Origin of the sequence: Shinella sp. 838 (assembly GCF_029623935.1) — a bacterium.
Lineage (GTDB): Bacteria > Pseudomonadota > Alphaproteobacteria > Rhizobiales > Rhizobiaceae > Shinella.
Genome location: NZ_JARSBQ010000006.1, coordinates 189,156 through 215,147, shown reverse-complemented (window position 1 = coordinate 215,147; position 25,992 = coordinate 189,156). Strand labels below are relative to the sequence as shown.

The following is a 25,992-nucleotide window of genomic DNA, read 5'->3' as shown; positions in this document are numbered from 1 at the left end:
CGTCCACGCAACAGGCGTTCTCATCCTTTTCCGAAAGCCTTTCGCGAAGGCATTCCGTTACCGGACTTTTCGCCGCTGCGGAGGGAAAACCCGTTCCGCGAAGCAGCGAAGCACCTCGCGGCGCGGGCTGGATTTGCCAAGGAATTGCGGCAGAAACAAGGGACTAGTCCCCTCACCCCGCTCTCGCGTCTTTCATATTTCTGTGATCATCCGCTCACCGTCTGCAAGGCCGTGGTTTGCGCAAGTCGCCCGGCGCAGCGGCGGCGGGCGACTTGCGACGGGCATTTCCCGCTGGAAACCCCGGGCCGTCCGACGGTGAAGCGCTCGGCCCTGCCGGGAGGCGGGTGGTCACGGAACAACACGTCTCTTCCTTTCCTGGCGAGCCGAACGGCAGCAAAAAATGAGGCGGCGGCACTGGAGGAGGATACTACCCTACCCGACGAGGTCTCCCGCGCGGGCCCAGACGCAGCCCGCCGTCCCGGCGGTCGCCTCGAAAATCAGCGCCATCAGCGCCCACGCGGCTGCGTCGTGCACGAGGTGGTGGGTCAGGAGGCCGATCGGGCCGTCGTGGGCCTGCGACAGGCGCACGAGATCGGCAATCACCGCCTCGGCCGGCCGGGCACCCCGCGTGCCGCGCCAGTCGATGATGTCCACATGCGTGTTGAGCACAGCGAGCGGTGCCGGCTTTTCCGGACCGAAGACGGAGAGCGCCTTGAAACCAAGGGACGGCAGGCCGCCGATAACGGCAGGTGCGATGCGGTTCCACGGCGGCACCAGCATGGGCACGAAGCGGCCGGCATGGAGCGTGGAAAGGTGTTTGAAACCCTGCTCAAGCTCGGCAAGGACCGTTTCCGCCGGGCGATGGGCGCCGAGCTCCTGGTTCTTCTCCCCTGGCCCCGCATGGTTTTCATGCGCCCAGCCATGCACCGCCACCTGCGCCTGCGGGGCTTCGGCCAGCCGCGCCGCGAGTGCTGCACCTGTGAAGGCCGGGATGACGGCGATGAGCACGGGCACCGCGTGGCGCTCCGTCAGCGCCAGCAACGTGTCGAGCGCTGCTGTGGACTCCACGGCGTCGTCGTCGCGCAGCCACAGCCTCAGCGGCTTTCCTGCCGCGGCCCGGCGGGCGATTTCGTCCACGAGGGGTTTTGCGCTGGCTGGCGGCGTCATCCTGTCTCTCCTACAGCTTTCCGCACGATGGCGTCGAGCGCCGCGGCGGCGGCCGGCAGCGAATGCTCGGCCAGCACGCGGGCGCGGGCATTGTGCGCAAGACGCCGGCGTTCCGCGGCGTCATCCATGAGGGCCGCGATGGCCGCCGCATAGGCAGCAAGATCGCCCGGCGCGGTGAGGCGCCCGGTCTTGCCGTCCTCGACCACCTCCGGAACGCCCGCCGTCCGCAGGGCGACGACGGGAAGGCCGGCGGCCTGCGCCTCCAGATAGGCGAGCCCATAGGCTTCGCCGCAGCCCGGCCAGACATAGAGTGCGCCTTCGGCCAGAATCTCTGCCACAGCCGCCTGCGGCTTCTGCCCCAGCCAGGCGATGCGCCCGTCGCCGAAGCCGGAAAACAGTGCTTCCACCTCGCCCCGCAGCGGCCCGTCGCCCACCACCGAAAGGCGCCAGGGCCTGTCCTCGACCAGCCGCAGCGCCGCAGCAAGCGCGCGAAAGCTCTCCAGCTTGTCGCCGGCCCGCATCATGGCCACGGTGACGAGATGGCCCGGCTGTGGCCGCGGGGTCTGACCTGTGAACGGTGCGGCGTCGATGAAGGGTTTCAGCGGCGCAATGATCGCCTCCGGCGTGGCGGCGGCAAGGCCCGCCCGGTCGCGGGCGGTGAGCCCGATATTGACTGTGGCGCCGCGGACGGCCTCCAGCACGCGCGCCTGCATGTCGGCCCAGATGCCGACATTGCGGCGCCCGGAATAGGAAGCTTCGGCCGTGGCATACGCGATGCCGAAACGTTCACAGAGCGCGGGGCCGATCAGGTCCGGCGCCTTGTAGTAGGGGTGGTAGCAGAACCAGAGGTCCGGCGCCCCTTCCGCCCGCCAGAGCGTCGAAAGCCGCTCGACCTCGGCCGCAGCCTGCGCCGTGAGCGCCGCATAGGCCGCTGCGTCATCGCTGTCGCCGCAAAAGGCGCGCAGCTCCGAGGCGAGTGCGACTGCATGGCCGGCGTGGCCGAGGCACGCGAGAAGCTGGCGGGCCATCAACCGGTCGCCCGAGGGCACGGGGTGGTGGGGCGATTTCAGCGGGGCGTAGAATGCGATCTTCATGCTCGCCCGCGGGCCCTTTCTGCTTGTCGTCCGGGTGCCGCAAGCACGGCGCGCGTTGCGGAACAGCTCGCTGCGCACCGTGTTGCCGCAGCATTGCGGGCGGGTCGGAAACCGGCCCACGGACCTCGCATCCATCCCCCGCCCCGTTCGGGCTAGGGTTGACAGGCTGGCCAAACTCTCCCATCTCAACGCGCGGTCCTGTATATGTGCGCGGAGTGCCGATGCCAACTGCCTTGCTTTCCCACGAGACGCTGCTGGCCCGAATAACGTCTCGCGGGGCCCGCGTCGGCATTGTCGGCCTCGGCTATGTCGGCCTGCCGCTCGCCATCACCGCTGCCCGTGCCGGCTTTACCGTGACGGGTTTCGATATCGACCCGGGCAAGATCACCGCGATCGAGGCCGGGCGCAGCTATATCGAGGCAGTGCCGAGTGACATTCTCGACGCGGAGCATCACGCCGGCCGCTTTGCCGCGACGAGCGATTTCTCCCGGCTCGGTGAATGCGACATCATCGCCATCTGCGTGCCGACGCCGCTGACGCGTCACCGCGATCCCGACATGCGCTATGTCGAGCAGACCTGCCGCGACATCGCCGCGACGCTTCGCCCCGGCCAGCTCGTCGTTCTGGAATCGACCACCTATCCCGGCACGACCGACGGCCTGGTACGTCGCACGCTGGAGGCCGGTGGCCTGAAATCCGGCACGGATTTCTTCCTCGGCTTCTCGCCGGAGCGGGAGGACCCCGGCAACCGCGAATTCCAGACCTCGACCATCCCGAAGGTCGTCGCCGGCGACGGCGATACGGCGCAGGCGCTCGTCACCGCCTTCTACGGCGCGGTGGTCAAGACGGTCGTGCCCGTCTCCTCCACCGCCACGGCGGAAGCGGTGAAGCTGACGGAGAACATCTTTCGCGCCGTGAATATCGCCTTGGTGAACGAGCTGAAGGTCGTCTACGAGGCCATGGGCATCGACATCTGGGAGGTGATCGACGCCGCCAGTTCGAAACCCTTCGGTTACATGCCCTTCTATCCCGGCCCGGGCCTCGGCGGCCATTGTATCCCGATCGATCCCTTCTACCTCACCTGGGCCTCGCGCGCCCACGAGCTGCCGACCCGCTTCATCGAGTTGGCCGGCGAGATCAACTCGGCCATGCCCCGCCATGTGGTGGCAAGGCTGGCCGAAGCGCTCGACCGGCGCGCCGGCAAGGCGCTGAGCCGCTCGAAGGTGCTGGTGATCGGCCTTGCCTACAAGAAGAACGTACCCGACATCCGCGAAAGCCCCTCGCTGAAGCTGATCGAGCTGATCGAGGAGCGCGGCGGTTCGGCAAGCTACTATGACCCGCACGTGCCGGAGATACCGCCGACCCGCGAATACGGCGCGTTCCGCGGCCGCCCGTCGGCTTCCTGGAACGAGGCGGATATCCGTGCCTTCGACGCGATCCTCATCGCCACCGACCATGACGATGTCGACTATGCGGCGCTCGCCGAATGGGGCGCGCTGATCGTCGACACGCGCAACGTCTTCGCCCGGCGCGGCATCGCCGCCGATACGATCCTCAAGGCCTGAGATTTTCCTGCATGAGCCGTCTCGAAAGCTTCATCCGCCGCATGTCCGCCCAGCGCGACGTCATCGATCATGTCGCGCAGAACCTGCCGCTTCCGGACGACGGTGCAATCCTCGAAATCGGCCTTGGCAACGGCCGCACCTTCGATCACCTGCGCGAAAAATTCCCTGGCCGGCGCATCGTCGCCTTCGACCGGGCGCTCGGCGCGCATTCCTCCTCCACACCGCCGCCGGGCGACCTGGTGCTCGGGGAAATCGTCGAGACGGCAAGGGCCTTTGCCGGCACGAATGCCGCGCTCGTCCATGCCGATATCGGCACCGGTTATGACGACAAGGACGCGGTCACGCTGACCTGGCTGCCGGATGTCGTCGCCCGCGCGCTCGGCACCGGCGGCGTTGCCATCAGCGGCCTGCCGCTCGACCATGCCGCACTGGAGCCTCTGGCGCTGCCCGCCTCCGTCGACAGCAAGCGCTACTTCCTCTACCGCAGGCGGGCCTGAGCCCCATGGCCCGCGTCGCCGTCATCGCGGACGCCCATTTCCACGATATCGAAGGCGACTATGATTTTCCCGGCATCGTCGTGAACGGACGAAGGCTGACGGTGCGCACCTTCGCCGATACCGTCCGCTCCACCCGTGTCTACAACGAGAGTTTCGCCGCCCTGCCCGCGGCGCTCGACCGGATCGTCGCCATGGGCATCCGCCATGTCGTGCTGCTCGGCGACTATACGGATGACGGCCAGCGCGGCACGGTGGCGAGCCTCGTACGGCTGCTCGCGGCCTATCGTGATCGTCATGGCCTCCGCTTCCATGCCACGCCGGGCAACCACGACGTCTTCGGCCCGCTCGGCAAGCATCATGACACCCGCTACGTGAATGCCGAGGGCGGCACGACGCTGGTGACGAGCGATGCGGAAAAGGCGGCGGAGGATCCGGGCCGTCCGGTCGTGACGGAGAAGATGTATTGCGACGGCGTGCTGGCGGGCATTCGCGCGCTCGGCGATTTCGGCTATTTCCGCCGTCCCGGCGATCTTCATTTCGAAACGCCCTTCGGCACCAGCGATGCGCCGCCCGAGCGCGAGCATGACCTCCATTCCGCCGATGGCGGCACCGTGCGGCGGCTGATGGACGCCTCCTACCTGGTCGAGCCGGAAGACGGCCTGTGGCTCCTGATGATCGACGCCAATGTCTTCGAGCCGCGCAACGGCCGGCGCGACATCGCTCGCAAGAAGGCCTTTTTTGGCAGTTCCGATGCCGGCTGGAACGCGCTCCTGCGCGTGAAACCCTATCTCCTTGCCTGGATCGCCGACGTCGCGGCGCGGGCGGAACGCGATGGCAAGACGCTCCTCGCCTTCTCGCACTACCCCGTTCTCGACCCGTTCGAGGACGGGACGGACAGCGAGCGCGCCCTCTTCGGCGAAACGATCGTGGCGAAGCGCACGCCGTGCCCGATCGTTGCCGAGACGCTCGCCGCCAGCGGCCTGTCGCTGCATTTCAGCGGCCACCTGCATGTCGAGGCCCGCACGCGCCATTCCGCCGATGGCCGCAGCCTCGTCAATATCGCCGTACCCTCGCTCGTTGCCTTCCCCGCCGGCTTCGTCGTGGTCGAGACGGGAGACGGGGCGCCGTCGGTCGAGACCGTCTCGCTTGCCGAGACGCCGCTCGATGCCGATCTCCTCGCGCTCTACCGGACTGAGCAGGACCGCGCCGGCCTTGCCCCCGACCCGGCGCTTGCCGCGCGTAACTATGGGGATTTCCTGCACCGCCACATGCGCGCCCTCGTCGTCCAGCGCTTCCTGCCGCGGGAATGGCCGGCAGAGATCGCGGAACTGGCGCGCGGCATGACGCTCGCCGGTCTCTCCCGGCTGATGGCAGGGGGAACGTCGCCGGTCGGTCTCGACATCGCGCCGCTGGAGGCCATCCCTCTCCTCGACCTCGTCGTCGACTGGTATTGCCTGCGCCAGTCGCCGGCAGCCGCACCGTCCTATATCGCCCCCGACAGGTTCGCCTGCTACCGGTCTCTGGCCGATCACTTCGGCGGCTTCACGCCGGTGGCCGAGGACGGGCCCAGGCGGTTCTTCGCCATTTTTCTTGGCGTTCTCGGCCGGAGTTTGGAGCGGGCGTCAAGGGAGGCGGGGCGTTCGGCCTGAGGAGGAGCGTGGCGCACGATACCCCCTTACAAACCGCCTATCCTCCGCGTTAAACCAAATCTTACCTCTCGACCGCCACTATGCGCGGCCAGCCCGCCCCTCGTTTCCGGATCGGTTCCTTGTACAACCTCCTGTCGGTCGTCCTGAAGAAGCGCCTCGACCTCGATCTCAAGACCTCGGCCGACTTCCGCGCCCGGATCGTCGAGTTTCCGGGCCTGTGGATGAACGAGCGCGAGATCGGCGCGCTCCGGGCCGATCTCCTGAAGGTCGCCGGCCGCGCGGTGCCGCATGGCGATCTCGACTACGGCGTCTTTTCCGCCCGCGAGGACGTGCTCCAGCGCACCATCGTCACACTGGTCTACCGCGTTTCCGATGGCACGCCCGTCGCCTTCAATGCGCTGCCGGTCCTCTCGCTCTCGCTGTCGGGCAAACCCGTCGAGGTGCTGCATCTCGGGCTGGTGATGATCGACCCGACGGTGCGCAGCCAGGGCCTTTCCTGGGTGCTCTACGGCCTCACCTGCTTCCTGCTTTTCCTGCGCAACCAGCTCCGGCCGCTCTGGATATCCAACGTCACGCAGGTTCCCGCCGTCGCCGGCATGGTGGCGGAAACCTTCTCCGACGTCTTTCCCTCGCCGAGCCGCGGCGCGCGGCGCTCGCTGCGTCAGCAGATGATCGCGACGGAGATCATGGCCGCGCACCGCCATGTCTTCGGCGTCGGCAGGGAGGCGGGCTTCGACGCCGACCGCTTCGTCATCACCGACGCCTATACCGGCGGCTCGGACAACCTGAAGAAGACCTTCGAGGCCGCGCCAAAGCACCGCAAGGCCGAATACAACGACTTCTGCGCCGCCGAACTCGACTATGCGCGCGGCGATGACCTGTTGCAGATCGGCCAGCTCGATCTCAACGCCGCCCAGCGCTACCTCCTCGAAAGCGTGCCGCGCAATGCGCTCGGGCGCCTTGCGGTGGCAAGCTTCGTCATCCTCGTGCAGCGGCTGGTGCTGCCCCTCATGCACTGGGCGGACGGCCGCCGGCCCTGGGGCATATTGAGACCTTCCCGATGAGCTTTTCCTACGAGACCTTCACCACCCGCAACATCGGCTTCGTCAGCGAGGCGGAGCAGCGCCGGCTGCAGGAGTCGACCGTCTTCGTCTGCGGCACCGGCGGCATGGGCGGCGCGGCCATCCAGGCGCTGGCGCGCGCCGGCATCGGCCGGCTTGTGCTCGCCGATATCGACCGCTTCGAAATGTCCAACCTCAACCGCCAGGTCTTCTGCTTTGCCGATACGATCGGCCGGCAGAAGGCCGAGGCGACACGCGACCTCTGCCTGAAGATCAATCCGGATCTCGCCATCACCGTCTTCGGCCCGGACTGGACGGATCAGGTGGAGACGCTGGTCGCAAATGCCGACGTTGTCATCAACGGCACCGACGATCTCGGCGCGAGCCTCCTCCTCTACCGCACCGCGCGCCGCCAGGGCAAAACCGTCATCGACGCCTATGCGTCGCCGCTGCCCTCGGTCTATGTGACGCGCGCCACGGACCCGATGCCGGAGGAGCGCCTCGGCTACCCGACATCCGGCACCGCCTGGAACGCCCTCACCCCCGACCAGCGCGCCGAAAGTTTTCTGCGCGAGGCGGAGCATGTGATGGTGCATTCCTCCTCCCGCCACCATGTCGACCTTGCGCTCGCCGGCGAGGTGGTGGCCGGCACGCGCAGCCGCATGTCCTTCGCTCCCATGGTTATCTCGACCGGCATGCTGATGGCCTATGAGGCGATCAACGCCGTGCTCGGCCGGCCGCACGGCGCCGATTGCCGCGGCTGGTTCTTCAATCCGCACGCCGGCCGCGTCGAGCGCCCGCGCAATGCGCTTTTCGCGGCGCTGCTGCGCCCGCTGGTGCGGCGCTTCATTCAGCGGCTGACGGCAAAACCATGATCCCGCCGACCATCGCCGACACGTTCATCTCGCTTGCCGCCTTCGCAGGGCTCATCGTCCTGATCCGCGCCATCCGTTCGTTCGATGCGGAAAGCCCGCTGACCCGCCGCTTCCTCTTCGGCCTGCGCGTGCTGGCGGCGCTGATGATCAGCCGCGTCTTCGCCTGGTGGACGGGTCTGTTCGTCTTCGAGGCTGCAACGATGATCGCCGCCGGCCTCGTGCCGCTCGCCACCGTCATCCTCGCCGAGGGCCTGATGCGCCGGCATGCGCCGCGCCTCACCAAATGGATCGCCGCCGGCGGCGCGGTAAGCTTCGCCGTGCTCGCCTTCCTGCCCGCCTCCTTTGCCGATCCGTGGCGGTTCCTTGGCCTCTTCCTCTACCAGCTCGTCACCTTCGCGCTGGCCGGCCACATGGCCGTGACGCGCGACCGCAAAAGCCTCTCCCGGGCGGAAAACCAGGCGGTGGACCGCATCGCGCTGTCGCTGCTGCTCATCCTGCCGCTGCTCGTCACGGATTTCCGCTCGACCTATATCGACCTGCCCGTCCGGCTCGGCGGCGTCGCCATCCTCTTCCTCTGCTGGCTGCTGATCAGCCTCGGCCAGCGCGCCACCAGCCACCGCGACACCGTCACCGCCTTCGTCATCCTCACCGCCGTCGCCCTCACCGCCGCGCTCGCCATCGGCATGGAGAACGGTTTTGACGCCGCCGCCTTTACGCGAACCGCCAGCGTCATCACCGCGGCGGCGCTGCTCGGCACCCTCTGGAACGACACGATCAGCCTGCGCACCGAACATCGCCGCCAGAGCCTCATCCGCCATCTTGCCGAAGACCGCATCGACGACACGCTGGGTTTCCTGAAGGAATTGCAGAACCATCCGCTGGTCGAGGGCGCGCTGCTGCTCGAGGAGGCGGCGCTTGCCGATCTCGACCTTGCCGGCCTCAAGACGCTGCTTTCCGCCCGTCCGCTGCTGCGCGCCACGGAAACGGCGGACCTTGCGGAAACCGACGCCGAACAGCTCGCCTGGCTCACCGAAAAATACGAGGCGACCCACTTGATGCTGGTTTCCCGAAAACCCTTCCGGCTGATCGCGCTCAACATGCCCTCCGTCTCCGCCACGCCCGGCGCCGAGACGGAGCTGAAGGTTGTCCAGCGCATGGCGCTGCTGATTTCGGAGAGGACGCATGATCGAGATCCGTGAGGGCGACATCGGCGCCTTCTTCGCCGCACCCTTCGCCGTCTATGCCGGCACGCCCTACGTCTCGCCGATGAAAGGCGACCTCAGGCGCTTCCTCTCGGCGAAGACCAACCCGCTCTTCGAAACCCCTGACGATTTTTCCATCTTCACCGCCCATGACAACGGCGCGGTGCGCGGCCGCATCACCGCCCATGTGCACCGCGCCTCCAACACGCGTTTCGGCCTGAAACGCGGGTATTTCGGCTATTTCGACTGCGCCGACGACGAGCGCGTCGCCGCCGCGCTGCTGGAACGGGCAGAAGACTGGGCGCGCCAGAAGGGCTTTTCGGAAATCCTCGGCAACTTCAACCTCACCGCCATGCAGCAGGCCGGCATCATGACCGGCGGCTTCGAGCATGCGCCCTATACCGACCAGATCTGGGGACCGCCGCACCTGCCGCGCCTGCTGGAAAGCCGCGGCTACTCCCCGTCCTTCCCCATGACGACCTTCGAGATCGACATCCGCTCGGCACCCCTCGGCGGCATCCTCGACGGCGCGGAGATGCGGGCGCTGCGCGCCGACGGTTTTTCCTTCTCGCCGATCGAGCGGAAAACGCTCGACCGGCGGCTGGAAGATTCCCGCCTCATCCTCAATGAGAGTTTTGCCGACAACCCGATGTTCGTGCCCGTCAGCCGCGCCGAATACGAATTCCAGGCGAAAGAGATGAAGTGGGTCATGGACCCGCGCATCTCGGCCGTCGCGGAAAAGGACGGCAAACCCGCCGGCGCCGTCATCGCCATTCCCGACGTCAACCCGATGCTGAAGGCCATGGGCTCGCGCCTCGGCCTCTCCACACCCTGGCACCTTATAAAACATCGGCTGAGACGCCGCCGCGCCGTCGTCATCTTCCAGGGCGTCAAGCCGGAATTCTGGGGCCGCGGCCTCAACCCGCTGATGCTCGCCCACATCCTCGGTGAGATGAAGCGGGCCGGCTACGAGACCGCCGGGGGCACCTGGATCGCCGATGCCAACGCCGCAAGCCTGCGCCAGGCCGAAAAGGCCGGCGCCCGCCCCATGCACCGGCTGCATCTCTTCGGAAAAACGCTGTGATCGACATCGCCACGCTCAGGACGCTCGCCGCCGAGGCCAACCGCGCCCCCTCCACGCACAACACCCAGCCCGCCCGCTTCGCGCTCGATGATGCCGGCCGCATCCTCGTCGTGGCCGATCTGTCCCGCCGCCTTGCGGTCGGCGACCCGACGAACCGCGACATGGGTCTTTCCTGCGGCGCGGCGCTCGAAGGCCTCGTCATGGCCCTTGCCGGCCGCGGCATCGGCGCCGAGGTCGAGGATTTTTGGTCTGCGGATACCCTGTGGCGCCCCGGCTATCGCCTCGCCGCCCGCCTCACTCCATCGGGCGCGGCGACCGCGCCTGACCTTGCCGCCTTCACCGAAAAACGCTTCACATGGCGCGGCCTGTTCTCACCCGTGGCGCCCGGGACACTGGCGGCCCTTGAAGCCTCAGCGCTGGCAAAGGACGACGTCACCTTCGCCGGCGGAAAGGATGCCCTCGCTTTCATCGCCGCACACAACGACGCGGCCAGCCTCACCGTCATGCGCGAACGTGCCTTCCGCGACGAGCTCGTCGCCTGGATGCGGCTTTCGCCGAACCACCCCGCCTATAGGAGCGACGGCCTCAATCTCGACGCGCTGCGCATGGGCCGGCTGGAGGGCGCCGTGGCGGGAAAAATCCTCGCCTCTCCGCTCTTTTCCCTCGCCGACCGTCTCGGCCTCGCGGCATCGCTGGTCTCCGAGACCGCCAAGACGATGACGGCGGCGGCCTGCCTGCTCTTCCACCGTCCGGCAGGCGAAAGCCCGGTCGCGACGGGCCGGGCCTTCTACCGGTTCTGGCTGGATTTCACCCGCTTTGGCCTTGCCGGCTGGCCGATGGCGGTTCTGGCCGACGTACCCGCCGCCGCCGAGGCGATGGGACAGCGCTTTGCCGTGCCGGCGGGGCATCGGCTGATCAATGTGCTACGCGTCGGACCGGCGCCTTTCGTGACGACGAAGTACCGGTTGCCGGCGGAAGAGCTCGTGCTGGACGGCTGACGGCGACGCAGATTGCCCCTCATCCGGCTGCCGCCACCTTCTCCCCGCAAGCGGGGAGAAGGGCATCTGTGGCTACATTCTTCCTCACGCAAGGCGGTTTCATTTGCGGGAGGCCGGTGCATCCTTTTCCTTCGCCCCGCAAGCGGGGAGAAGGTGGCGGCAGCCGGATGAGGGGCGAACCCTCGCCAGCGCCAAAAACCTCAAGCCGCCACTTCCGCCCGGGCCTGTTCCGCCAGCAACTTCTGTGCACTGACGAAATCCACCTTGCCGGAGCCGAGCACCGGAACGGTGCCGACCTTCACCTCCGAGGGCACCATCATGTCCATCGCGCCCTTTTCCTTGGCAAAGCGCAGGAAGGCGGCGCGGGTGGCGTCGGGGGCGTCGGTGAGGAGGACGAGGCGCTCGCCCTTCTTGGCATCCGGCAGGGAGACGACGACGGAGAGCTTTCCGGACCAGAGTTCGCTGGCCAGCGCCTCCACGGCGGCGAGCGAGACCATTTCGCCGCCGATCTTGGCAAAACGCTTGGCGCGGCCGCGGATGGTGATGAAGCCGTCCTCGTCGACGGTCACGATGTCGCCGGTGTCGTGCCAGCCGTCCGGCGTCGGCTCCAGCACGCCGGGGTTTTCGGCGCGCAGATAGCCGGACATGACGTTTGCGCCGCGCACGAAGAGGCGGCCGCCGACATCGACGCCCGGCACCGGGTCGAGCCGGTATTCCATGCCGGGCATGATCTTGCCGACGCTGCCGGCCTTGTTGAACATCGGCGTGTTGAGCGCGATGACCGGGGCCGCCTCGGTGACGCCGTAGCCTTCGAGGATGCGCACGCCGAACTTTTCCATGTAGAGCGCGCGCGTGGTGGCGCGCACCGGTTCCGCGCCGGCGAAGCAGTAGCGGATCGAGCGGAAATCATAGGGGTGCGCGGTGCGGGCGTAGCCGTTGAGGAAGGTGTCCGTGCCGAAGATGATGGTGGCGTTGGAGGAATAGATCAGCTCCGGAATGATGCGGTAGTGCAGCGGCGAGGGATAGAAATAGACCGGCACGCCCGAGACGAGCGGCAGGATGGTGCCGGCCGTGAGCCCGAAGGAGTGGAAGACCGGCAGGATGTTGAACACCTTGTCGCCGGAATGGAAATCGATGCGCGAGGCCGCCTGCGCGGCGTTGGAGAGGATGTTGCGGTGGGTGAGCACCACGCCCTTCGGCGCGCCTTCCGAACCCGAGGTGAAGAGGATCACCGCCGGATCGTCGGCCTTGCGCTTGACGAGCGGCCGGCCTTTTCGCAGGAGGCCGCGCAGCTTGTCGGCAAAACCGATGGTCTGGCGCAGGTCGTCGAGCCAGACGATCTCCAGCGTCTTTGCAAGTTCTTCCACGACCGGGCCCAGTTTCGCCTGGGTGATGAAGGCGCGGGAGGTGAGCACGCGGCGCACCTCGGCCGCCTTGCAGGCCGACAGGATGTTGGCGGAACCGGCGGTAAAATTCAGCATGGCCGGCACCTTGCCCGCGGACATGACGCCGAGAAGGGTCGCGACGGAGCCGTTGGCATTGGGCAGGAGCACGCCGAGCGTCCGGTCTTCCGGGTAGAGCGCGCGGAATTTTGCGCCGAGCACGGCGGCACCGGTCAAAAGCTTGCCGTAGGTGAGCGAACCGGTGACGGGATCCTGCACGGCAAGGCGGCGCATGCCGCGCTCCTCGGCGCTTTCGATGACCTTTTCGAGGACGGTCGTGCTGGTGTCCGTGGTGGAGAACATCAGCATGGACATGATCTGGTAGAGTTCGGCGCCCGCCGCCATGCGGCGCTTGCGGCCCTTCAGTTCGGCCGGCACGGTAAGGCGTACCGGCGGCAGGATCGTCACCTTGACCTTGGGGAACAGGCGGCGGCGCACATGCAGCGAGGAAAGGCGCGAAAAATAGCTCTTTTCCAGTCCGTCGATGCGCACGGGCACGACCATCGCGCCGGTCTTGTCGGCCACCATGGCGGCGCCGTCATAGACCTTCATCAGCGCGCCCGTGACGGTGATGCGGCCCTCGGGGAAAATGACCAGCGGTTCGCCGTTGTTGACGGTCTTGATCAAGGTGCGCGTCGCCATCGGCTTCGAAGGATCGAGCGGCAGGAAGTTGCACATCTTGAGGAAGGGTTTGACCCACCAGGCCTTGGCGATGGTGTAGTCGACGGCGAAGGTCGGTTCTTCGTCGGTGAGGGCAAGCGCCAACGCGCCGTCGAGGAAGGACACGTGGTTGAGCGCGATGATCGGCGCCTTGCCGGCCTTCTTCAGGTTGTCGAGCCCGTCCACTTCCAGTCGCAGGAAGGCGCGGAAGAGGATGGAGACGAAATCGCGAAAGGCATTGGTGGGGAGCGTCTTCAGCATCACCCAGGCAGCGACGATATTGGCGATGGCGAGGCCGGCGAGAAGCAGGGGCGTCGAGGTGCCCGCCGCCTGCAGGGCCGCGACAAGGCCGCCGCCGACTGTCATGAAGCCGGCCGAGAGCACATTGGCCGCGCCGATGACGCGCGAGCGCTGCTCTTCCTCTGCCCAGGCCTGCAAGGCGGCGAAGGTGGGCACGACGAGGAAGGCGCCCGCGATCGCCATGCCGGCGAGGTCGATGGCGATGCGGATCGTGTAGGGGCCGGCGAAGAAGGCGGAGAGGCTTTCCGCGGGCGCCGCGACACCGGCATGGCCGACGCTCCAGGCAAGATCGAGGCCGAAGACGGCCATGATCAGCGTGCCGATCGGCGCCGGCAGCAGCACGATGCGGCCGGCCGACATCCAGGCGGCAATGGCCGAGCCGATGCCCACGGCGACGGCGAAGACGGCGAGATAGGCGGTGATGGCGGTCTCGTCGCCGCCGAGGCTCCCCTTCACCATGGGCGGCAGCAGCGAGAGCACGATGGCGCCGACCAGCCAGAACCACGACGCCATCAGCGCCGAACGCCACAGGCGCTTGTCGCCGCGCAACGCATTGACGAGGCGGCCGGTGGAGCGCAAGACGTTGCGATCGACGGAAAGGTCCGGGGCCTTCGCGCCGACGCGGGGGATGTAGCGGCTCGACAGCCAGCAGGCGAGCGCAAGGCCCAGCATCATCGGCCCGAACAGCCAGGGATTGACGCCGTCAGCGGCGGCAAGGCCGGCGACCAGCGTGCCGCCGAGGATGGCGATGAAGGTCGCGCCCTCGATCCAGGCATTGGCGCGCGGCAGTTCCTTGCGTTCGAGATGATCGGGCAGGATGCCGTATTTGACCGGGCCGAACAGGGCGGAGATGACGCCGAAGAGGAAGAGCGCCGCCATCAGCACCGTGATCGAGTGGAAGGCGAGGCCGACGACGGCGACACCCGCCGCCGCCAGCTCCACCCGTTTCAGCCGCTCGGCCATGACGGCCTTGTCGAACTTGTCGGCAAGCTCGCCGCCGAGGGCGGAGAACAAGAGGAACGGCGCCATGAAGACGGCGCCGGCGAGCGTCACCAGCGATCCCGCCTCCTCCGCCGCGACCGTGGCGAGGATCAGGAAGACCAGCGTGTTCTTCAGGAAATTGTCGTTGAAGGCGGAAAGGAACTGGGTCCAGAAGAGTGGCGCGAAGCGCCGGGACGTCATGAGATTCTGTTGCACGGCGCATCCCCCATCTTGCGGGATTGTTTAAAGGCAAGACCTTGCCGCTTGGTTGAGAGGCAAGGTCGCTTTCGATCAGACGTCTTCGCTCTTGATGCCGAGCAGCAGCTTCTCCGTCTTGGCGTCGTCGATGCGGCGTAGCAGCTTGTCGGCTTCCTGGTTGTCGCGCAACGTCTTGGTGACGTTTACGGTGGTCTGCACCAGCATCAGGATGCCCATGGCGAGATAGCCTTTGCCCCAGAGATCGAGCGGCATCATGTAGAGGCCGAGCGCCAGCATGAAGGCGGCGAGGCCGAAGCTGGCATAGGAGAAGGTCGTCCAGGCGGAAGAGTGTTTCATCAGGCTGTCGTTCATGGCGATGGTTCCCTTCAAATGTGTGAATTAAGCGTTCATGCGACTGCGCAGGCGCTGGAGCACCTCGTCGGCGCTGGTGACGAGCGGGCGGCCGCAGCCGGCAGCGGCGAGTTTTTCGGCGAGCGCCGCCGGGTCCGGGCCTATTTCCAGCGTCGTCAGCGCCTCGGCCGTCAGTTCGGCCTCGCGCTGGCGCTGCTCCAGCCGGGCCAGCGTCGCTTCTGCGTCGGCGAGCGTGTTTTCGCCCGGCGCGTCGTTCGAAAGGCGCCGGGTGCGATCGCGCGCCAGGGCCAGCCGTTCGCCGCGGCGCAGCGCCGAAAGCCGCATCTCGCTCTGCCGCACCGCCTGTCTCAAACGGTCGATGCCGCCGGAAAATTCGGCCTGCACCTGGCGGGCGTTCTGCAATTCGGTCTCCAGCCGGGCAATCGAGCCGGCGGCCTCGGTGGCAAGGTCGTCGCGGCCCGTTTCGAGCGCGGCGATGGTGCGGCTTTCAAGGTCCTTGATGCGGGCGGCGAGGCGCTCGGCATTTTCCGTCTCCAGCCGGTTCTGGGCGATGGCGACGGCCACCGCCCGGCGTGCCGCCTCCACGCCGCGCGCGGCGTCGCGGATCTGCTGGGCGAGGATGGGAAGGGCATGACGGTCGCCGAAGGCCTCTTCCGCCTCGTGGGCACGGCCGCGCATCAGCGTCAGGATCTGTTTGAACATTTGCGTCTCTCCCTATATGAACAATGTTCAATAATCTTGTCGCATAAAAATGAACGTTGTTCAATATAGAAAGTGAACGACGTTCAAAAATAGGAGTCGAGGCCGATGGCGGGACCACGGACGAAGAAGGAAGACCTGAAAACCCGGCTCGTCGCGGCCGGCACGGACCTCATCCGCGACCAGGGACTGAAGGGTCTGCGCGCCCGCGACATCGCCGAGCGGGCGGGAGCGGCGCTCGGCGGGCTCTATACGGTGTTTCCCGATCTCGACGGGCTGATCCTGACGGTCAATTCCGGCACGCTAAAGCGGCTGGAGACGGCGCTGGAAACCGCCATCCCGCAAGAGGCCGGCATTGAGGACACGTTCCTCAACCTGTCGCTCGCCTATCTCCGCTTTGCGCTGGCGGAAAAGAACCTCTGGGCCGCGCTTTTCGAGCATCGCATGCCGGAGGGTGTTGCGGTGCCCGACTGGCACCTTGCCGAACACGCCTTCCTGATCGGCCTCATCGCCGTGCCGATGGCGGCGCGCATGCCGGATGCGTCCGCCGAGGACATCGCCATCCGCGCCCGCACCTTCTTTTCCGCCGTGCACGGCGTCATCGCCATCAGCCTGGAGGGGCGCTTCGTCGGCATCACGCCGGCGCGGCTGGAACAGGAGGTCGCCGCCCTCGCCCGCATTCTGGCGAGAAGTCTCGGGTGACCGGCGGGACGGGCGGATTTTCGAACAAAGTCCCCCTCTGCCCATCGGCACTTTCCACAAGCGCCGGCAATCGCTCGGGCATGCGCGGTGGCCGCACCTTCCCTTCTCCCCGTGGGGAGAAGGTGGCCCAAAGGGTTCAGGCGCAACATGTTGCGCCGGGGATGAGGGGGGCACGCGGATGGCTCCCCGGCTTTTCTAGCCTTCGGCTTCCCCCTCATCCCGCTGCCGCGACCTTCTCCCCCTCGGGGAGAAGGGGCTGGGGGGCAGCGAATTTATTCCATTGGCAATAGCCCGCCCCCGGGGAGATTGGGAACGGGCCTTCGTGATGTAAAAAACGGCACTGCCGCGGCAGCCGGCCGTAAGACTTTTAGGCGAACCGGAACGCGATCGCGGCGCCAATTTGCTGGCGGCGCACGGCCTCGCGGTCACGGTTGCTCTCTTCCAGCGCATAGTGCATCGCCGCGTCCTCGCTGGCGAACAGGCCGCCGACGCGACCGAGGCGGTCTTCCACCACCCACCAGCCATGCGGGTCGCGGCCGACGGTGAAGCGGGGCGGCTCCGGCGGTCGGCTGGCGCGGCGGACGCGGTTTTTGCGGGTCTGGCGGTGCATGGGTCTTCCTTTCGGGGGATGGATCAGGGTTGCGGCAGAAAATGCTGCACGGCCGCCGCGGCGACGAGGATGAGGCCGATGCGCAGAAGCAGCGCCGGCAGCGGCAGCGGGGGTTTGGGGTGTGGCAGCGCGGCGGCGATCGCCTTGCGGTCCTTCTTCCTGGTTTTCATGTGCCGGTCCCTCAGCTCGCCCTGGCAAGCTGCGCGGCGCATTCCGGCAGGCCGGCAAGCGCCCGGCGCACCGACGCGCCCATCGCGGATGAGGCGGGCACCAGCGGCAGCCGCACCGTCTCGGAAAGGCCGAGCACGGGCGAGAGCCCGTGTTTGACCACGGCGGGATCGGGCGTATCGCCGAGTGCGGCAAAGAGCGGCGTGAGGCGATCCTTCAGGTCGAGCGCAAGGTCGATGTTGCGGGTCCTGAGCGCCTGGTGCATGGCGCTCGTCAGGCGCGGCGCGAGGTTTGCGGCCGGCGACAGCGTGCCGCTTCCGCCGAGCACGTTGAAGGCGAAGGCGGTCGCATCATGGGCGGAATAGAGCGCCAGCCGCTCGCGCAGCCTGCGGTCGATCACGGCGATCCGCGCCATGTCGCCGGATGCGTCGACGAAGCCGTGGATGCCCACGATCTCGCTGAGTGCCCAAAGGGTTTCGGCCGTGACGTCCGAACGCGTCGTCGCGGGATCGGCGAGCGCCAGGATCGGCAGCGCCGTCGCCTCCGCCACGGCGCTGAGATGGGCGATGATGCCCTTCTGCGTCGGCTTGCTGTAATAGGGCGTCGTGACGACCAGCCCGTCCGCGCCCTCTTCTTCCGCATCGAGCGCCAGTCTTACGGTCGCGTCCGTCGCATAGGTGCCGACCGCGGCAAGCACGGGCACGGCAAGGCCGGCGCTGCGGACCGCCGTCGCCAGCACGGCGCGGCGCTCCTCGCGGCCAAGCGCCGGCCCCTCGCCCAGCCGACCACAGACGGCGATGCCGGAAACGCCGCTCGCAATCTGCCAGTCGATGAGGGCGGCGAGCGCCGCGTGGTCCACTGCCTCGCCGGAAAAGGGCGTGACGAGATCGGAAATGAGGCCCTGAACGGGAATGCGGCGCCGATGCTCCGGCATGGGATTGTCCTTTCAGTGTTGTGAGGGGGCGGGGCGATCGAGCGCCACCAGGGCCGCCATGACGGCGGCGCGCCGGTCGCCATGCACGGCGACGGCGCGGCGGGGCGCGGCCTCCGTGAGGACGATGCGGGCGATCCACACGCCGTCGAGCGCCTGCAGCCGGTCGAGCCGGCGGGCGGGGCGCGCGGCGGCAACCAGCGCCCGGCTTGCGCCGTCGAGGTCGTCACGCTCCATCAGGATGCGGAAGGCGCGGCGGAACCCGATGTCTTCGCGCGCTTCGGCAAGCGAGGGCAGGATGCGTAGCACCTCCCAGAGATGATGTTCGCGCAGGCGCGGCACGGTGGCGAGGCGCGCGGCGAGCGCATCGGTATCGGCGGGCAGGATTTCCGGCACGGCAGCCGGCAGTTGCCACGGAGAAAGCCTAGGCATGGGCCACCGCCAGCAGCGCCAGGGCGGCAAGAGCCGCGAGCAGCGCCCAGGTCGTGGCGGGCCGTGGCGCCGCATCCGCCCGGCGGAACCGCCTTGCGGCGTTTTCGTGCATGCGCACGCGGTGGTTGAGAAAGATCATCCGCGTCGAGAGCGGCGGCAGGGACGGGTCAGGCTGGTCTTTGCGCATCAGGGCGCCTCCTGGAATGTCGAGGCCAGGGCCGTATCGGGCGGTGGCTTCGACCTTCAAGCTAGGCGTGCCGACATAACTTCTCGATTGGGAAAAGCGGCGGGGAAGATAGGGATTTCATAAAGACGGCGGGGCTAAACAAGCTTCCGGTGATGCACGGCCCAGACGGCCGCCGCGCTCATGGCCGCCAGCGCGAACCAGGTCAGCGCGTAGACGAGATGGCTGTTGCGGAAGGCGATGACAGTCATGCCGCCGACCGGCAGGCCGCCGGGATTTGCCGTCGCGTCCGCATCGATGAAATAGGGCGCGACATCGGTAAGGCCCTTTGCAGCGGTGATGGCGGCGACATCGCGGGAGAACCAGCGATCCCCGGCCGGGTCGTTGGCGCGCAGGAACGCGCCGCCGGGTTCGCTGAGCCTGAGGAGGCCCGTCACCGCGACGGGGCCGGCGGCAAGTTCGCTGGCGATGCGGTCGGCGGGCTCGCGTCGGTCCGCGGGCACGAAGCCGCGGTTGATCAGCACGATCGTCTCGTCCGGCAGGCGGAGCGGCGTCAGCACCCAGAAGCCCGCGCCGCGCTCCGTCACGGCCTGTACCAGCACCGTCCTGTCATGCTGGAAGAGGCCGGTGGCGGTGACGCGGCGGTATTCGTCCTTCTCGCGGGTGATCTCGGGCCATTCGGCACGCGCGGGGGTTGGCACAGGGTCAGCGTTCACGCGGCTGTCGACGCGGGCGATGAGGTCGAGCTTCCAGAAGAGGCGTTGCACCTGCCAGGCGCCGAGCGCGAGGAAGGCGGTGACGAGAAGGAGGAGGAAACCGGTAAGGAGGCGCCGGGCGCGGGGGGACGGTTGGGGCATCAGGCCTATTGTATCCCTCTCTGCTCTGCCGAAGACCCGCACGATGCGTCGGGCCATTGTATCCGGGCAATGCCCCTCACCCTAACCCTCTCCCCGCCAGCGGGGAGAGGGAGCTTGCCCCACGGATCGCTGCAACTTGAGAAAAACGCCGCGGCATATCCCCTTCGCCCCGCTTGCTGGGAGAAGGTGGCCGGCAGGCCGGATGAGGGGCAGAGGGGCGTGGTCGCCAAAGCGGTCCATTTTTTCCCGCACATCCACCACCCCGCTCAGGGCATGTTCTTCATCATCTCGTGGGTCATCGGCATCATGTTGGTGTTGAGGTGATGCATGACCCAGAGCGAGCCGGCGATCGCGATGCCGACGATGATGAGGGTGAAGATCAGCGCCATCATCGTCCAGCCGCCTTCCGAGCGCGGGTTCATGTGCAGGAAGTAGACCATGTGCACGACGATCTGCACCACGCCGATGCCCATGACGAGAACGGCGGTGAAAAGCTTGCTGTCGAGCACGCCGCCCATGACCAGCCAGAAGGGAATGGCCGTCAGGACGATCGAGAGCACGAAGCCGATCATGTAGCCCCTGAACGAGCCGTGGCCGGCGCCATGGCCATCGCTGTGGGCATGGTGGGTGTCGTGGGCGCTTTCGTGGGTGGGGTGGGCGCTCATCCGAGGACTCCCAGGAGATAGACGAAGGAGAAGACGCCGATCCAGATGACGTCGAGGAAGTGCCAGAACATGGACAGGCACATCAGTCGGCGGCGGTTCTCGGGGTTGAGACCGTGTTTCTTCACCTGCACCATCAGCGTGATCAGCCAGATCATGCCGAAGGTGACGTGCAGGCCGTGCGTGCCGACCAGCGTGAAGAAGGAGGAAAGGAAAGCCGAACGCGTCGGGCCGGCGCCCTCGGCAATCAGGTGGTAGAACTCATAGAGCTCCAGCGCCAGGAACGCCGCGCCGAAGACGCCGGTGATGCCGAGCCAGACCAGGGTCTCCATCTTGGCGCCCCGCTCCATCTGGAGCATGGCAAATCCGTAGGTGATGGAAGAGAAGAGCAGCATCGCCGTGTTGATGGCGACGAGATTGAGGTCGAAGAGATCGGCCGGCGAGGGCCCTGCCGCATAGTTGCGGCCGAGCACGCCGTGCGTGGCAAAGAGCACGGCGAAAATCAGGCAGTCGCTCATCAGGTAGAGCCAGAAACCCAGCATGGTGCTGTTTTCCGGGTGATGATCGTCCTTGAGGTAGAAGACCGGCTTTTCGTCGGGATTGTGGACTTGGGTCGCGCTCATGGCTCAGGTCCGTTCTTCAAGCAGTTTCGTGCGCGCATCCTCCGTCGCCGTCACGGTGTCGGCGGGAATGAAGAAGTCGCGGTCGTAGTTGAAGGTGTGGGCGATCGAAACAGTGACGATGCCGATGAAGGAGAGCGCTGCAAGCCACCAGATGTACCAGATCAGCGCGAAGGCGAGCACGACGCTGATGGCCGACAGGATGACGCCCGTGCCGGTGTTCTTCGGCATGTGGATCGGCCGGAACCCGCCGAGCGGACGCTCATAGCCGCGGCTCTTCATGTCGTACCAGCTGTCGTGGTCGTGCACGACAGGAGTAAAGGCGAAGTTGTAGTCCGGCGGCGGCGATGAGGTCGACCATTCGAGCGTGCGGCCGTCCCAGGGGTCGCCGCTGTCGCAGCGCAGCTGGTCGCGCTTGAAGTAGCTGACGACGAGCTGCACGATGAAGGAGCCGATGCCGAGCGCGATCAGGAAGGCACCGAAGGCGGCGATGATGAACCAGATCTGCAGCGAGGGATCCTCGAACTGGCTGACACGGCGGGTGACGCCCATCAGGCCGAGCACATAGAGCGGCATGAAGGCGAAGAAGAAGCCGATCTGCCAGAACCAGAAGCTCATCTTGCCCCAGAAGGGATCGAGCTTGTAGCCGAAGGCCTTGGGGAACCAGTAGACGACGCCCGCCATCAGCCCGAACAGCACGCCGCCGATGATGACGTTGTGGAAATGGGCGATGAGGAACAGCGAGTTGTGCAGCACGAAGTCGGCCGGGGGGATGGCGAGCATCACGCCCGTCATGCCGCCGATGACGAAGGTCACCATGAAGCCGACCGTCCACAGCATCGGTACCTCGTAGCGGATGCGCCCGCGATACATGGTGAAGAGCCAGTTGAACATCTTCGCCCCCGTCGGGATCGAGATGATCATCGTCGTGATGCCGAAGAAGGCGTTGACGGACGCGCCCGAGCCCATGGTGAAGAAGTGGTGCAGCCAGACGAGATAAGAAAGGATCATGATCACGCAGGTGGCATAGACCATCGACGTGTAGCCGAAGAGCCGCTTGCCGCAGAAGGTCGCGACCACCTCGGAGAAGATGCCGAAGGCCGGCAGCACGAGGATGTAGACCTCCGGATGGCCCCAGATCCAGATGAGGTTGATATACATCATCGGGTTGCCGCCGAGGTCGTTCGTGAAGAAGTTCGTGTCCACGTAACGGTCGAGCGACAGGAGGGCGAGCGTCGCCGTCAGGATCGGGAAGGTCGCGACGATGAGGATGTTGGTGCAGAGCGCGGTCCAGGTGAAGACCGGCATCTTCATGAAGGTCATGCCCGGCGCGCGCATCTTCACGATGGTCGCGATCAGGTTGATGCCCGACAAGGTCGTGCCCACGCCCGCGACCTGTAGCCCCCAGATGTAATAATCGACGCCGACGCCGGGGCTGTAGTCCGCGCCCGACAGCGGCGGATAGGCGAGCCAGCCGGTGCGGGCGAACTCGCCGACGAAGAGCGACATCATGATGATGACCGCGCCGCCCGTCGTCATCCAGAAGGAGAAGTTGTTGAGGAAGGGGAAGGAGACGTCGCGCGCGCCGATCTGTAGCGGCACGACATAGTTCATGAAGCCGGTGACGAAGGGCATCGCCACGAAGAAGATCATGATCACGCCATGGGCGGTAAAAATCTGGTCGTAGTGGTGGGCGTTGAGATAGCCCTCGTTGCCGCCGAAGGCGATCGCCTGCTGGATGCGCATCATGATGGCATCGGCAAAGCCACGCAAAAGCATGACGATGGCGAGGATGATGTACATGATGCCGATCTTCTTGTGATCGACCGACGTGAACCACTCGTTCCAGAGATAGCCCCAGAGCTTGAACTTGGTGATCAGGCCGAGAAGCGCGATGCCGCCCAGCGCCACGACCGCGAAGGTCACGACGAGGATGGGCTCGTGGTAGGGGATCGCTTCCCAGGTGAGCCGTCCAAAGATGAATTGCGTGAGGCTGATGTCGCCGAACATGGGATCGTCCAATATCGTTGCGTAGGCGGCCCGGTGGGACCTTGGGCCTTGCGCGCCCGCCGCAGCCGGCGGGCGCAATGAAAACTGGTGCGACCAGCGCGGCTAGTGCGACTGGTGCGCGTCGTGGTTCATCGTTGCCGGGTTCTCCTCGACGCCCTCGGCCGGTTCTTCGCTGCGCGCGGGATTGCCGGTCTCGGGGAAGGTGGCGGCGGGCGCCTCGTCCTCGGCATGGCGGTTGTCGTGCTCGAGCTTGGCCTTGTTGTCGTGGCTTTCCTTGCCGGCGCCGCCCATCATGTCGATGTGCATCATGTCCTTCATGCACATCTGGCCGTCGCGCACGCACATGTTGAGCACAGCCTGGTAGAGCCCGTTGTCGACAGTGGCGTAGTAGCGCACCGGCTCCTTCACGCTCGGCTTTTCGAGCTTCAGGTAGGCGTCGCGGTTGAGCGCCGTGCCGTTCTGCTTGACCCGCGCCACCCAGGCCTCGAAACCGGCCTGGTCGACCCCGTGGAACTTGAAGCGCATGTGCGAGAAACCGTCACCACTGTAGTTCGACGACAGGCCCTCGTACTCGCCCGCCTTGTTGATGACGGCGTGCAGCTTCGTCTCCATGCCGGGCATGGTGTAGATCATGCCGGCAAGCGCGGGCACATAGAAGGAGTTCATCACCGAAGAGGCGGTGAGCTTGAAGTTGATCGGCACGTCGACGGGCGCTGCCATCTCGTTGACGGTGGCGATGCCGTATTCCGGATAGAAGAACAGCCATTTCCAATCGAGCGCCACCACCTCCACGGTGATCGGTTTCATCTCTTCCGTCACCGGCCGCGCCGCGTCGAGCCGCTCCAGCGGCCGGTACGGATCGAGCTTGTGGGTGCTGACCCAGGTGATGGCCCCGAGCGCGATGATGATGGCGAGCGGGGCCGACCAGATGGCGACTTCCAGGCCCGTCGAATGATGCCACTCCGGATCGTATTTCGCCGCGGTGTTCGACTGGCGGTAATGCCAGGCGAAATAGAGCGTCATTGCCAGCACCGGTACGATGATGATCAGCATGAGAATGGTCGAGACGACGATCAGGTCCCGTTGCTGGGCGGCGATGTCGCCGGACGGCGACATGACAACCATGTTGCATCCGGTGAGCAGGACCAGCATCAGGGGGAGGATCGAGACTCGGGCTAAACTGAATGGCTTCGGCATTGCGGCCTCAACTTGCGTTCTGTCTAGTCGGCAATAAGCGGGCATGGTCGCGCTTGGAAGTGAGGTGCTTCGTCGCAGCGCAGCATTCTGTCGCAGTGCGGTAGAGACATTTGGGCTGTCCGCCGCCGCAAAATTGATCTAGCGCAATAATCGTCGCGGGTCTCGCATGCCCGCTGCGACGGATCGAAGGTTCGGACGCAACCTTGCCGCAACGCGCACGTTTCGCCTAATTCTTGATATTGGACGCCGAATAGTCAACACTCTAACGACATGGCGCACATTGCTCGGAGAAATTCATGAGTTCGGTCGCTAATCCTTCGTCCTCCGGTCTCGAGCGGGATGCCCGCCGCATGCATGCGGACGACAAGCCGCTGTCGCCCGGCAGTGTCGCCATCGGCGTGGTGATCGGGCGCACCTCCGAATTCTTCGATTTCTTCGTTTACGGCCTCGGCTCCATCCTCGTTTTCCCGAAGCTGATCTTCCCCTTCGCCGGCAGCGCCGTCGCAGCGACGCTGATGTCCTTCGCGCTCTTCCCCCTCGCCTTCCTCGCCCGTCCGGTCGGCTCCTTCGTCTTCATGTGGATCGACCGCAACTACGGCCGCGGCACCAAGCTGACGGTGGCACTGGTCATCCTCGGCGGCTCCACCGCCTCCATCGCCTTCCTGCCGGGCTACGAGACGATCGGCTACTGGGCGGTCGCGCTGCTCGCGCTCTTCCGGCTGGGGCAGGGTTTCGCGCTCGGCGGCGCCTGGGACGGGCTCGCCTCGCTGCTCAGCCTCAGCGCGCCGGAAAACCGCCGCGGCTGGTATGCGATGATCCCGCAGCTCGGCGCGCCCTTCGGTTTTGCGCTCGCCAGCATCCTGTTCGGTTATTTCGTCACCAGTCTTTCGGAGGCGGATTTCCTCGCCTGGGGCTGGCGCTATCCGTTCTTCGTCGCCTTCGCCATCAACGTCGTGGCGCTCTTCGCGCGCCTGCGCATCGTCGCCAGCAAGGAGTTCGGCGCGGCCATGGAAGCGCAGGAACTGCAGCCCCGGCCGGTCTTCGAAATGCTCAGCAAACATTCGATGGATGTGGTGCTCGGCGCCTTCGTGCCGCTGGCAAGCTTCGCCATGTTCCACCTCGTCACCATCTTCCCGCTCTCCTGGATCATGCTCAATGGCGGCCAGTCGGTGCAGGAGTTTCTCTGGGTGCAGGTGGCGGGCGCGGCCGTCGGCGCCGTGGGGATCGTGCTCTCGGGTGTCATCGCCGATCGCATCGGGCGGCGCAACCAGCTCATGGCCGGCGCCATCCTCATCGCGATCTTCTCCTTCTCCGCGCCGTTCCTGCTGGATTCCGGCGGCAAGGGGCAGGATGCCTATATCCTGATCGGCTTCTTCATCCTCGGCCTCACCTTCGGCCAGTCCTCGGGCGCCGTATCCTCGCGCTTCACGAAGTACTATCGCTACACCGGCGCGGCGCTGACCTCGGACCTCGCCTGGCTCGTCGGCGCCGGCTTTGCGCCGCTCGTGGCGCTCGGCCTTGCCACCAGCTTCGGCATCATCTTCATCGGCGGTTATCTTATCTCGGGCGCGATCTGCACGATTGCGGCACTGACGCTGACGCGGGCGCTCGACCAAAACTGAGGTCGAACTCAGAGCGACTTCGCCCCGCATCCGCCTGCCGGCACCTTCTCCCCGCAAGCGGGGCGAAGCCTATGCTGCGCCGGCTTCCCGTACTAAGGCCGTTCGTGGGGCAAGTCCCCTCTCCTCGCTTGCGGGGAGAGGGTTAGGGTGAGG

25 protein-coding genes are annotated in these 25,992 nt (G+C 66.4%); 10 read left to right on the top strand and 15 right to left on the bottom strand.

The window, feature by feature from the left end:
* Positions 1-432: 432 nt before the first annotated feature.
* Positions 433-1,167, bottom strand: coding sequence for a polysaccharide deacetylase family protein (locus tag P9A16_RS19620; RefSeq protein ID WP_023512972.1), 735 nt, complete (start codon positions 1,165-1,167; stop codon positions 433-435).
* Entirely contained in the window at positions 1,164-2,261 is a 1,098-nt protein-coding gene (locus P9A16_RS19615; RefSeq protein ID WP_024270294.1) for a glycosyltransferase family 4 protein, read from the bottom strand. The genes P9A16_RS19620 and P9A16_RS19615 overlap by 4 nt, the downstream gene beginning before the upstream one ends.
* 221 nt (positions 2,262-2,482) lie before the next feature.
* On the opposite strand from P9A16_RS19615, the gene P9A16_RS19610 reads away from it, so the two are divergent.
* The 8 genes from P9A16_RS19610 (at position 2,483) to P9A16_RS19575 (ending at position 11,192) form a co-directional block, all read left to right on the top strand.
* On the top strand, positions 2,483-3,826 hold the full coding sequence (locus P9A16_RS19610; protein ID WP_023517253.1) for a nucleotide sugar dehydrogenase: 1,344 nt from the start codon (positions 2,483-2,485) through the stop codon (positions 3,824-3,826).
* 11 nt (positions 3,827-3,837) lie between these two features.
* A complete protein-coding gene (locus P9A16_RS19605) occupies positions 3,838-4,323 on the top strand; it encodes a class I SAM-dependent methyltransferase (protein WP_023517252.1) in 486 nt (161 codons plus the stop codon).
* 5 nt (positions 4,324-4,328) lie between these two features.
* Positions 4,329-5,972, top strand: a complete 1,644-nt coding sequence (locus P9A16_RS19600) for a metallophosphoesterase family protein (protein WP_024270295.1) — start codon at positions 4,329-4,331, stop codon at positions 5,970-5,972.
* Between the two features lie 119 nt (positions 5,973-6,091).
* Positions 6,092-7,036, top strand: a complete 945-nt coding sequence (locus P9A16_RS19595) for a hypothetical protein (RefSeq protein WP_245290358.1) — start codon at positions 6,092-6,094, stop codon at positions 7,034-7,036.
* Positions 7,033-7,908 (top strand): HesA/MoeB/ThiF family protein, encoded by an 876-nt coding sequence (locus P9A16_RS19590; protein WP_023516950.1) that lies wholly within the window; start codon positions 7,033-7,035, stop codon positions 7,906-7,908. The genes P9A16_RS19595 and P9A16_RS19590 overlap by 4 nt, the downstream gene beginning before the upstream one ends.
* Positions 7,905-9,107, top strand: coding sequence for a hypothetical protein (locus P9A16_RS19585; protein WP_023516949.1), 1,203 nt, complete (start codon positions 7,905-7,907; stop codon positions 9,105-9,107). The genes P9A16_RS19590 and P9A16_RS19585 overlap by 4 nt, the downstream gene beginning before the upstream one ends.
* The gene (locus tag P9A16_RS19580) at positions 9,091-10,194 is read left to right on the top strand and encodes a GNAT family N-acetyltransferase (RefSeq protein WP_023516948.1); all 1,104 of its coding nucleotides are present in this window, start codon (positions 9,091-9,093) and stop codon (positions 10,192-10,194) included. Before P9A16_RS19585 ends, P9A16_RS19580 begins: the two co-directional genes overlap by 17 nt.
* Complete coding sequence (locus P9A16_RS19575; RefSeq protein WP_024270296.1) at positions 10,191-11,192, top strand: hypothetical protein; 1,002 nt, start codon at positions 10,191-10,193, stop codon at positions 11,190-11,192. Before P9A16_RS19580 ends, P9A16_RS19575 begins: the two co-directional genes overlap by 4 nt.
* A 200-nt stretch (positions 11,193-11,392) precedes the next feature.
* Here P9A16_RS19575 and P9A16_RS19570 read toward each other — a convergent pair whose 3' ends face one another.
* The 3 genes from P9A16_RS19570 to P9A16_RS19560 all read right to left on the bottom strand — a co-directional run bounded on the left by P9A16_RS19570 (position 11,393) and on the right by P9A16_RS19560 (position 15,847).
* Complete coding sequence (locus tag P9A16_RS19570) at positions 11,393-14,791, bottom strand: acyl-[ACP]--phospholipid O-acyltransferase (RefSeq protein ID WP_024270297.1); 3,399 nt, start codon at positions 14,789-14,791, stop codon at positions 11,393-11,395.
* Positions 14,792-14,866: 75 nt separating this feature from the next.
* Complete coding sequence (locus P9A16_RS19565; protein WP_023517096.1) at positions 14,867-15,145, bottom strand: YiaA/YiaB family inner membrane protein; 279 nt, start codon at positions 15,143-15,145, stop codon at positions 14,867-14,869.
* Positions 15,146-15,172: 27 nt separating this feature from the next.
* The gene (locus P9A16_RS19560; RefSeq protein WP_024270298.1) at positions 15,173-15,847 is read right to left on the bottom strand and encodes a PspA/IM30 family protein; all 675 of its coding nucleotides are present in this window, start codon (positions 15,845-15,847) and stop codon (positions 15,173-15,175) included.
* A gap of 105 nt (positions 15,848-15,952) precedes the next feature.
* Here P9A16_RS19560 and P9A16_RS19555 point away from each other — a divergent pair, with 105 nt between their 5' ends.
* Positions 15,953-16,546, top strand: coding sequence for a TetR/AcrR family transcriptional regulator (locus tag P9A16_RS19555; protein ID WP_023517453.1), 594 nt, complete (start codon positions 15,953-15,955; stop codon positions 16,544-16,546).
* 367 nt (positions 16,547-16,913) lie between these two features.
* On the opposite strand, the gene P9A16_RS19550 is transcribed toward P9A16_RS19555, so the two are convergent.
* The 10 genes from P9A16_RS19550 to cyoA form a co-directional block, all read right to left on the bottom strand.
* Positions 16,914-17,156 (bottom strand): hypothetical protein, encoded by a 243-nt coding sequence (locus tag P9A16_RS19550; protein WP_023517516.1) that lies wholly within the window; start codon positions 17,154-17,156, stop codon positions 16,914-16,916.
* 23 nt (positions 17,157-17,179) lie between these two features.
* On the bottom strand, positions 17,180-17,326 hold the full coding sequence (locus P9A16_RS19545; protein ID WP_023517515.1) for a hypothetical protein: 147 nt from the start codon (positions 17,324-17,326) through the stop codon (positions 17,180-17,182).
* Between the two features lie 11 nt (positions 17,327-17,337).
* Entirely contained in the window at positions 17,338-18,258 is a 921-nt protein-coding gene (locus P9A16_RS19540; protein WP_023517514.1) for a dihydrodipicolinate synthase family protein, read from the bottom strand.
* Between the two features lie 12 nt (positions 18,259-18,270).
* Entirely contained in the window at positions 18,271-18,687 is a 417-nt protein-coding gene (locus P9A16_RS19535) for a hypothetical protein (RefSeq protein WP_024269948.1), read from the bottom strand.
* Complete coding sequence (locus tag P9A16_RS19530) at positions 18,680-18,874, bottom strand: hypothetical protein (protein ID WP_024269947.1); 195 nt, start codon at positions 18,872-18,874, stop codon at positions 18,680-18,682. The genes P9A16_RS19535 and P9A16_RS19530 overlap by 8 nt, the downstream gene beginning before the upstream one ends.
* 134 nt (positions 18,875-19,008) lie before the next feature.
* On the bottom strand, positions 19,009-19,728 hold the full coding sequence (locus P9A16_RS19525) for an SURF1 family protein (RefSeq protein WP_278025908.1): 720 nt from the start codon (positions 19,726-19,728) through the stop codon (positions 19,009-19,011).
* Between the two features lie 266 nt (positions 19,729-19,994).
* Complete coding sequence (cyoD, locus tag P9A16_RS19520) at positions 19,995-20,393, bottom strand: cytochrome o ubiquinol oxidase subunit IV (RefSeq protein WP_023516007.1); 399 nt, start codon at positions 20,391-20,393, stop codon at positions 19,995-19,997.
* Entirely contained in the window at positions 20,390-21,013 is a 624-nt protein-coding gene (gene cyoC, locus P9A16_RS19515) for a cytochrome o ubiquinol oxidase subunit III (protein WP_023516008.1), read from the bottom strand. Before cyoC ends, cyoD begins: the two co-directional genes overlap by 4 nt.
* Before the next feature lie 3 nt (positions 21,014-21,016).
* Positions 21,017-23,020 carry a cytochrome o ubiquinol oxidase subunit I gene (cyoB, locus tag P9A16_RS19510; protein ID WP_023516009.1) on the bottom strand — a complete coding sequence of 668 codons (2,004 nt, stop codon included), beginning with the start codon at positions 23,018-23,020 and terminating at the stop codon, positions 21,017-21,019.
* A gap of 102 nt (positions 23,021-23,122) precedes the next feature.
* Complete coding sequence (gene cyoA, locus P9A16_RS19505) at positions 23,123-24,217, bottom strand: ubiquinol oxidase subunit II (RefSeq protein WP_023516010.1); 1,095 nt, start codon at positions 24,215-24,217, stop codon at positions 23,123-23,125.
* Between the two features lie 296 nt (positions 24,218-24,513).
* Here cyoA and P9A16_RS19500 point away from each other — a divergent pair, with 296 nt between their 5' ends.
* On the top strand, positions 24,514-25,839 hold the full coding sequence (locus P9A16_RS19500) for an MFS transporter (protein ID WP_023516011.1): 1,326 nt from the start codon (positions 24,514-24,516) through the stop codon (positions 25,837-25,839).
* Positions 25,840-25,992 lie beyond the last annotated feature (153 nt).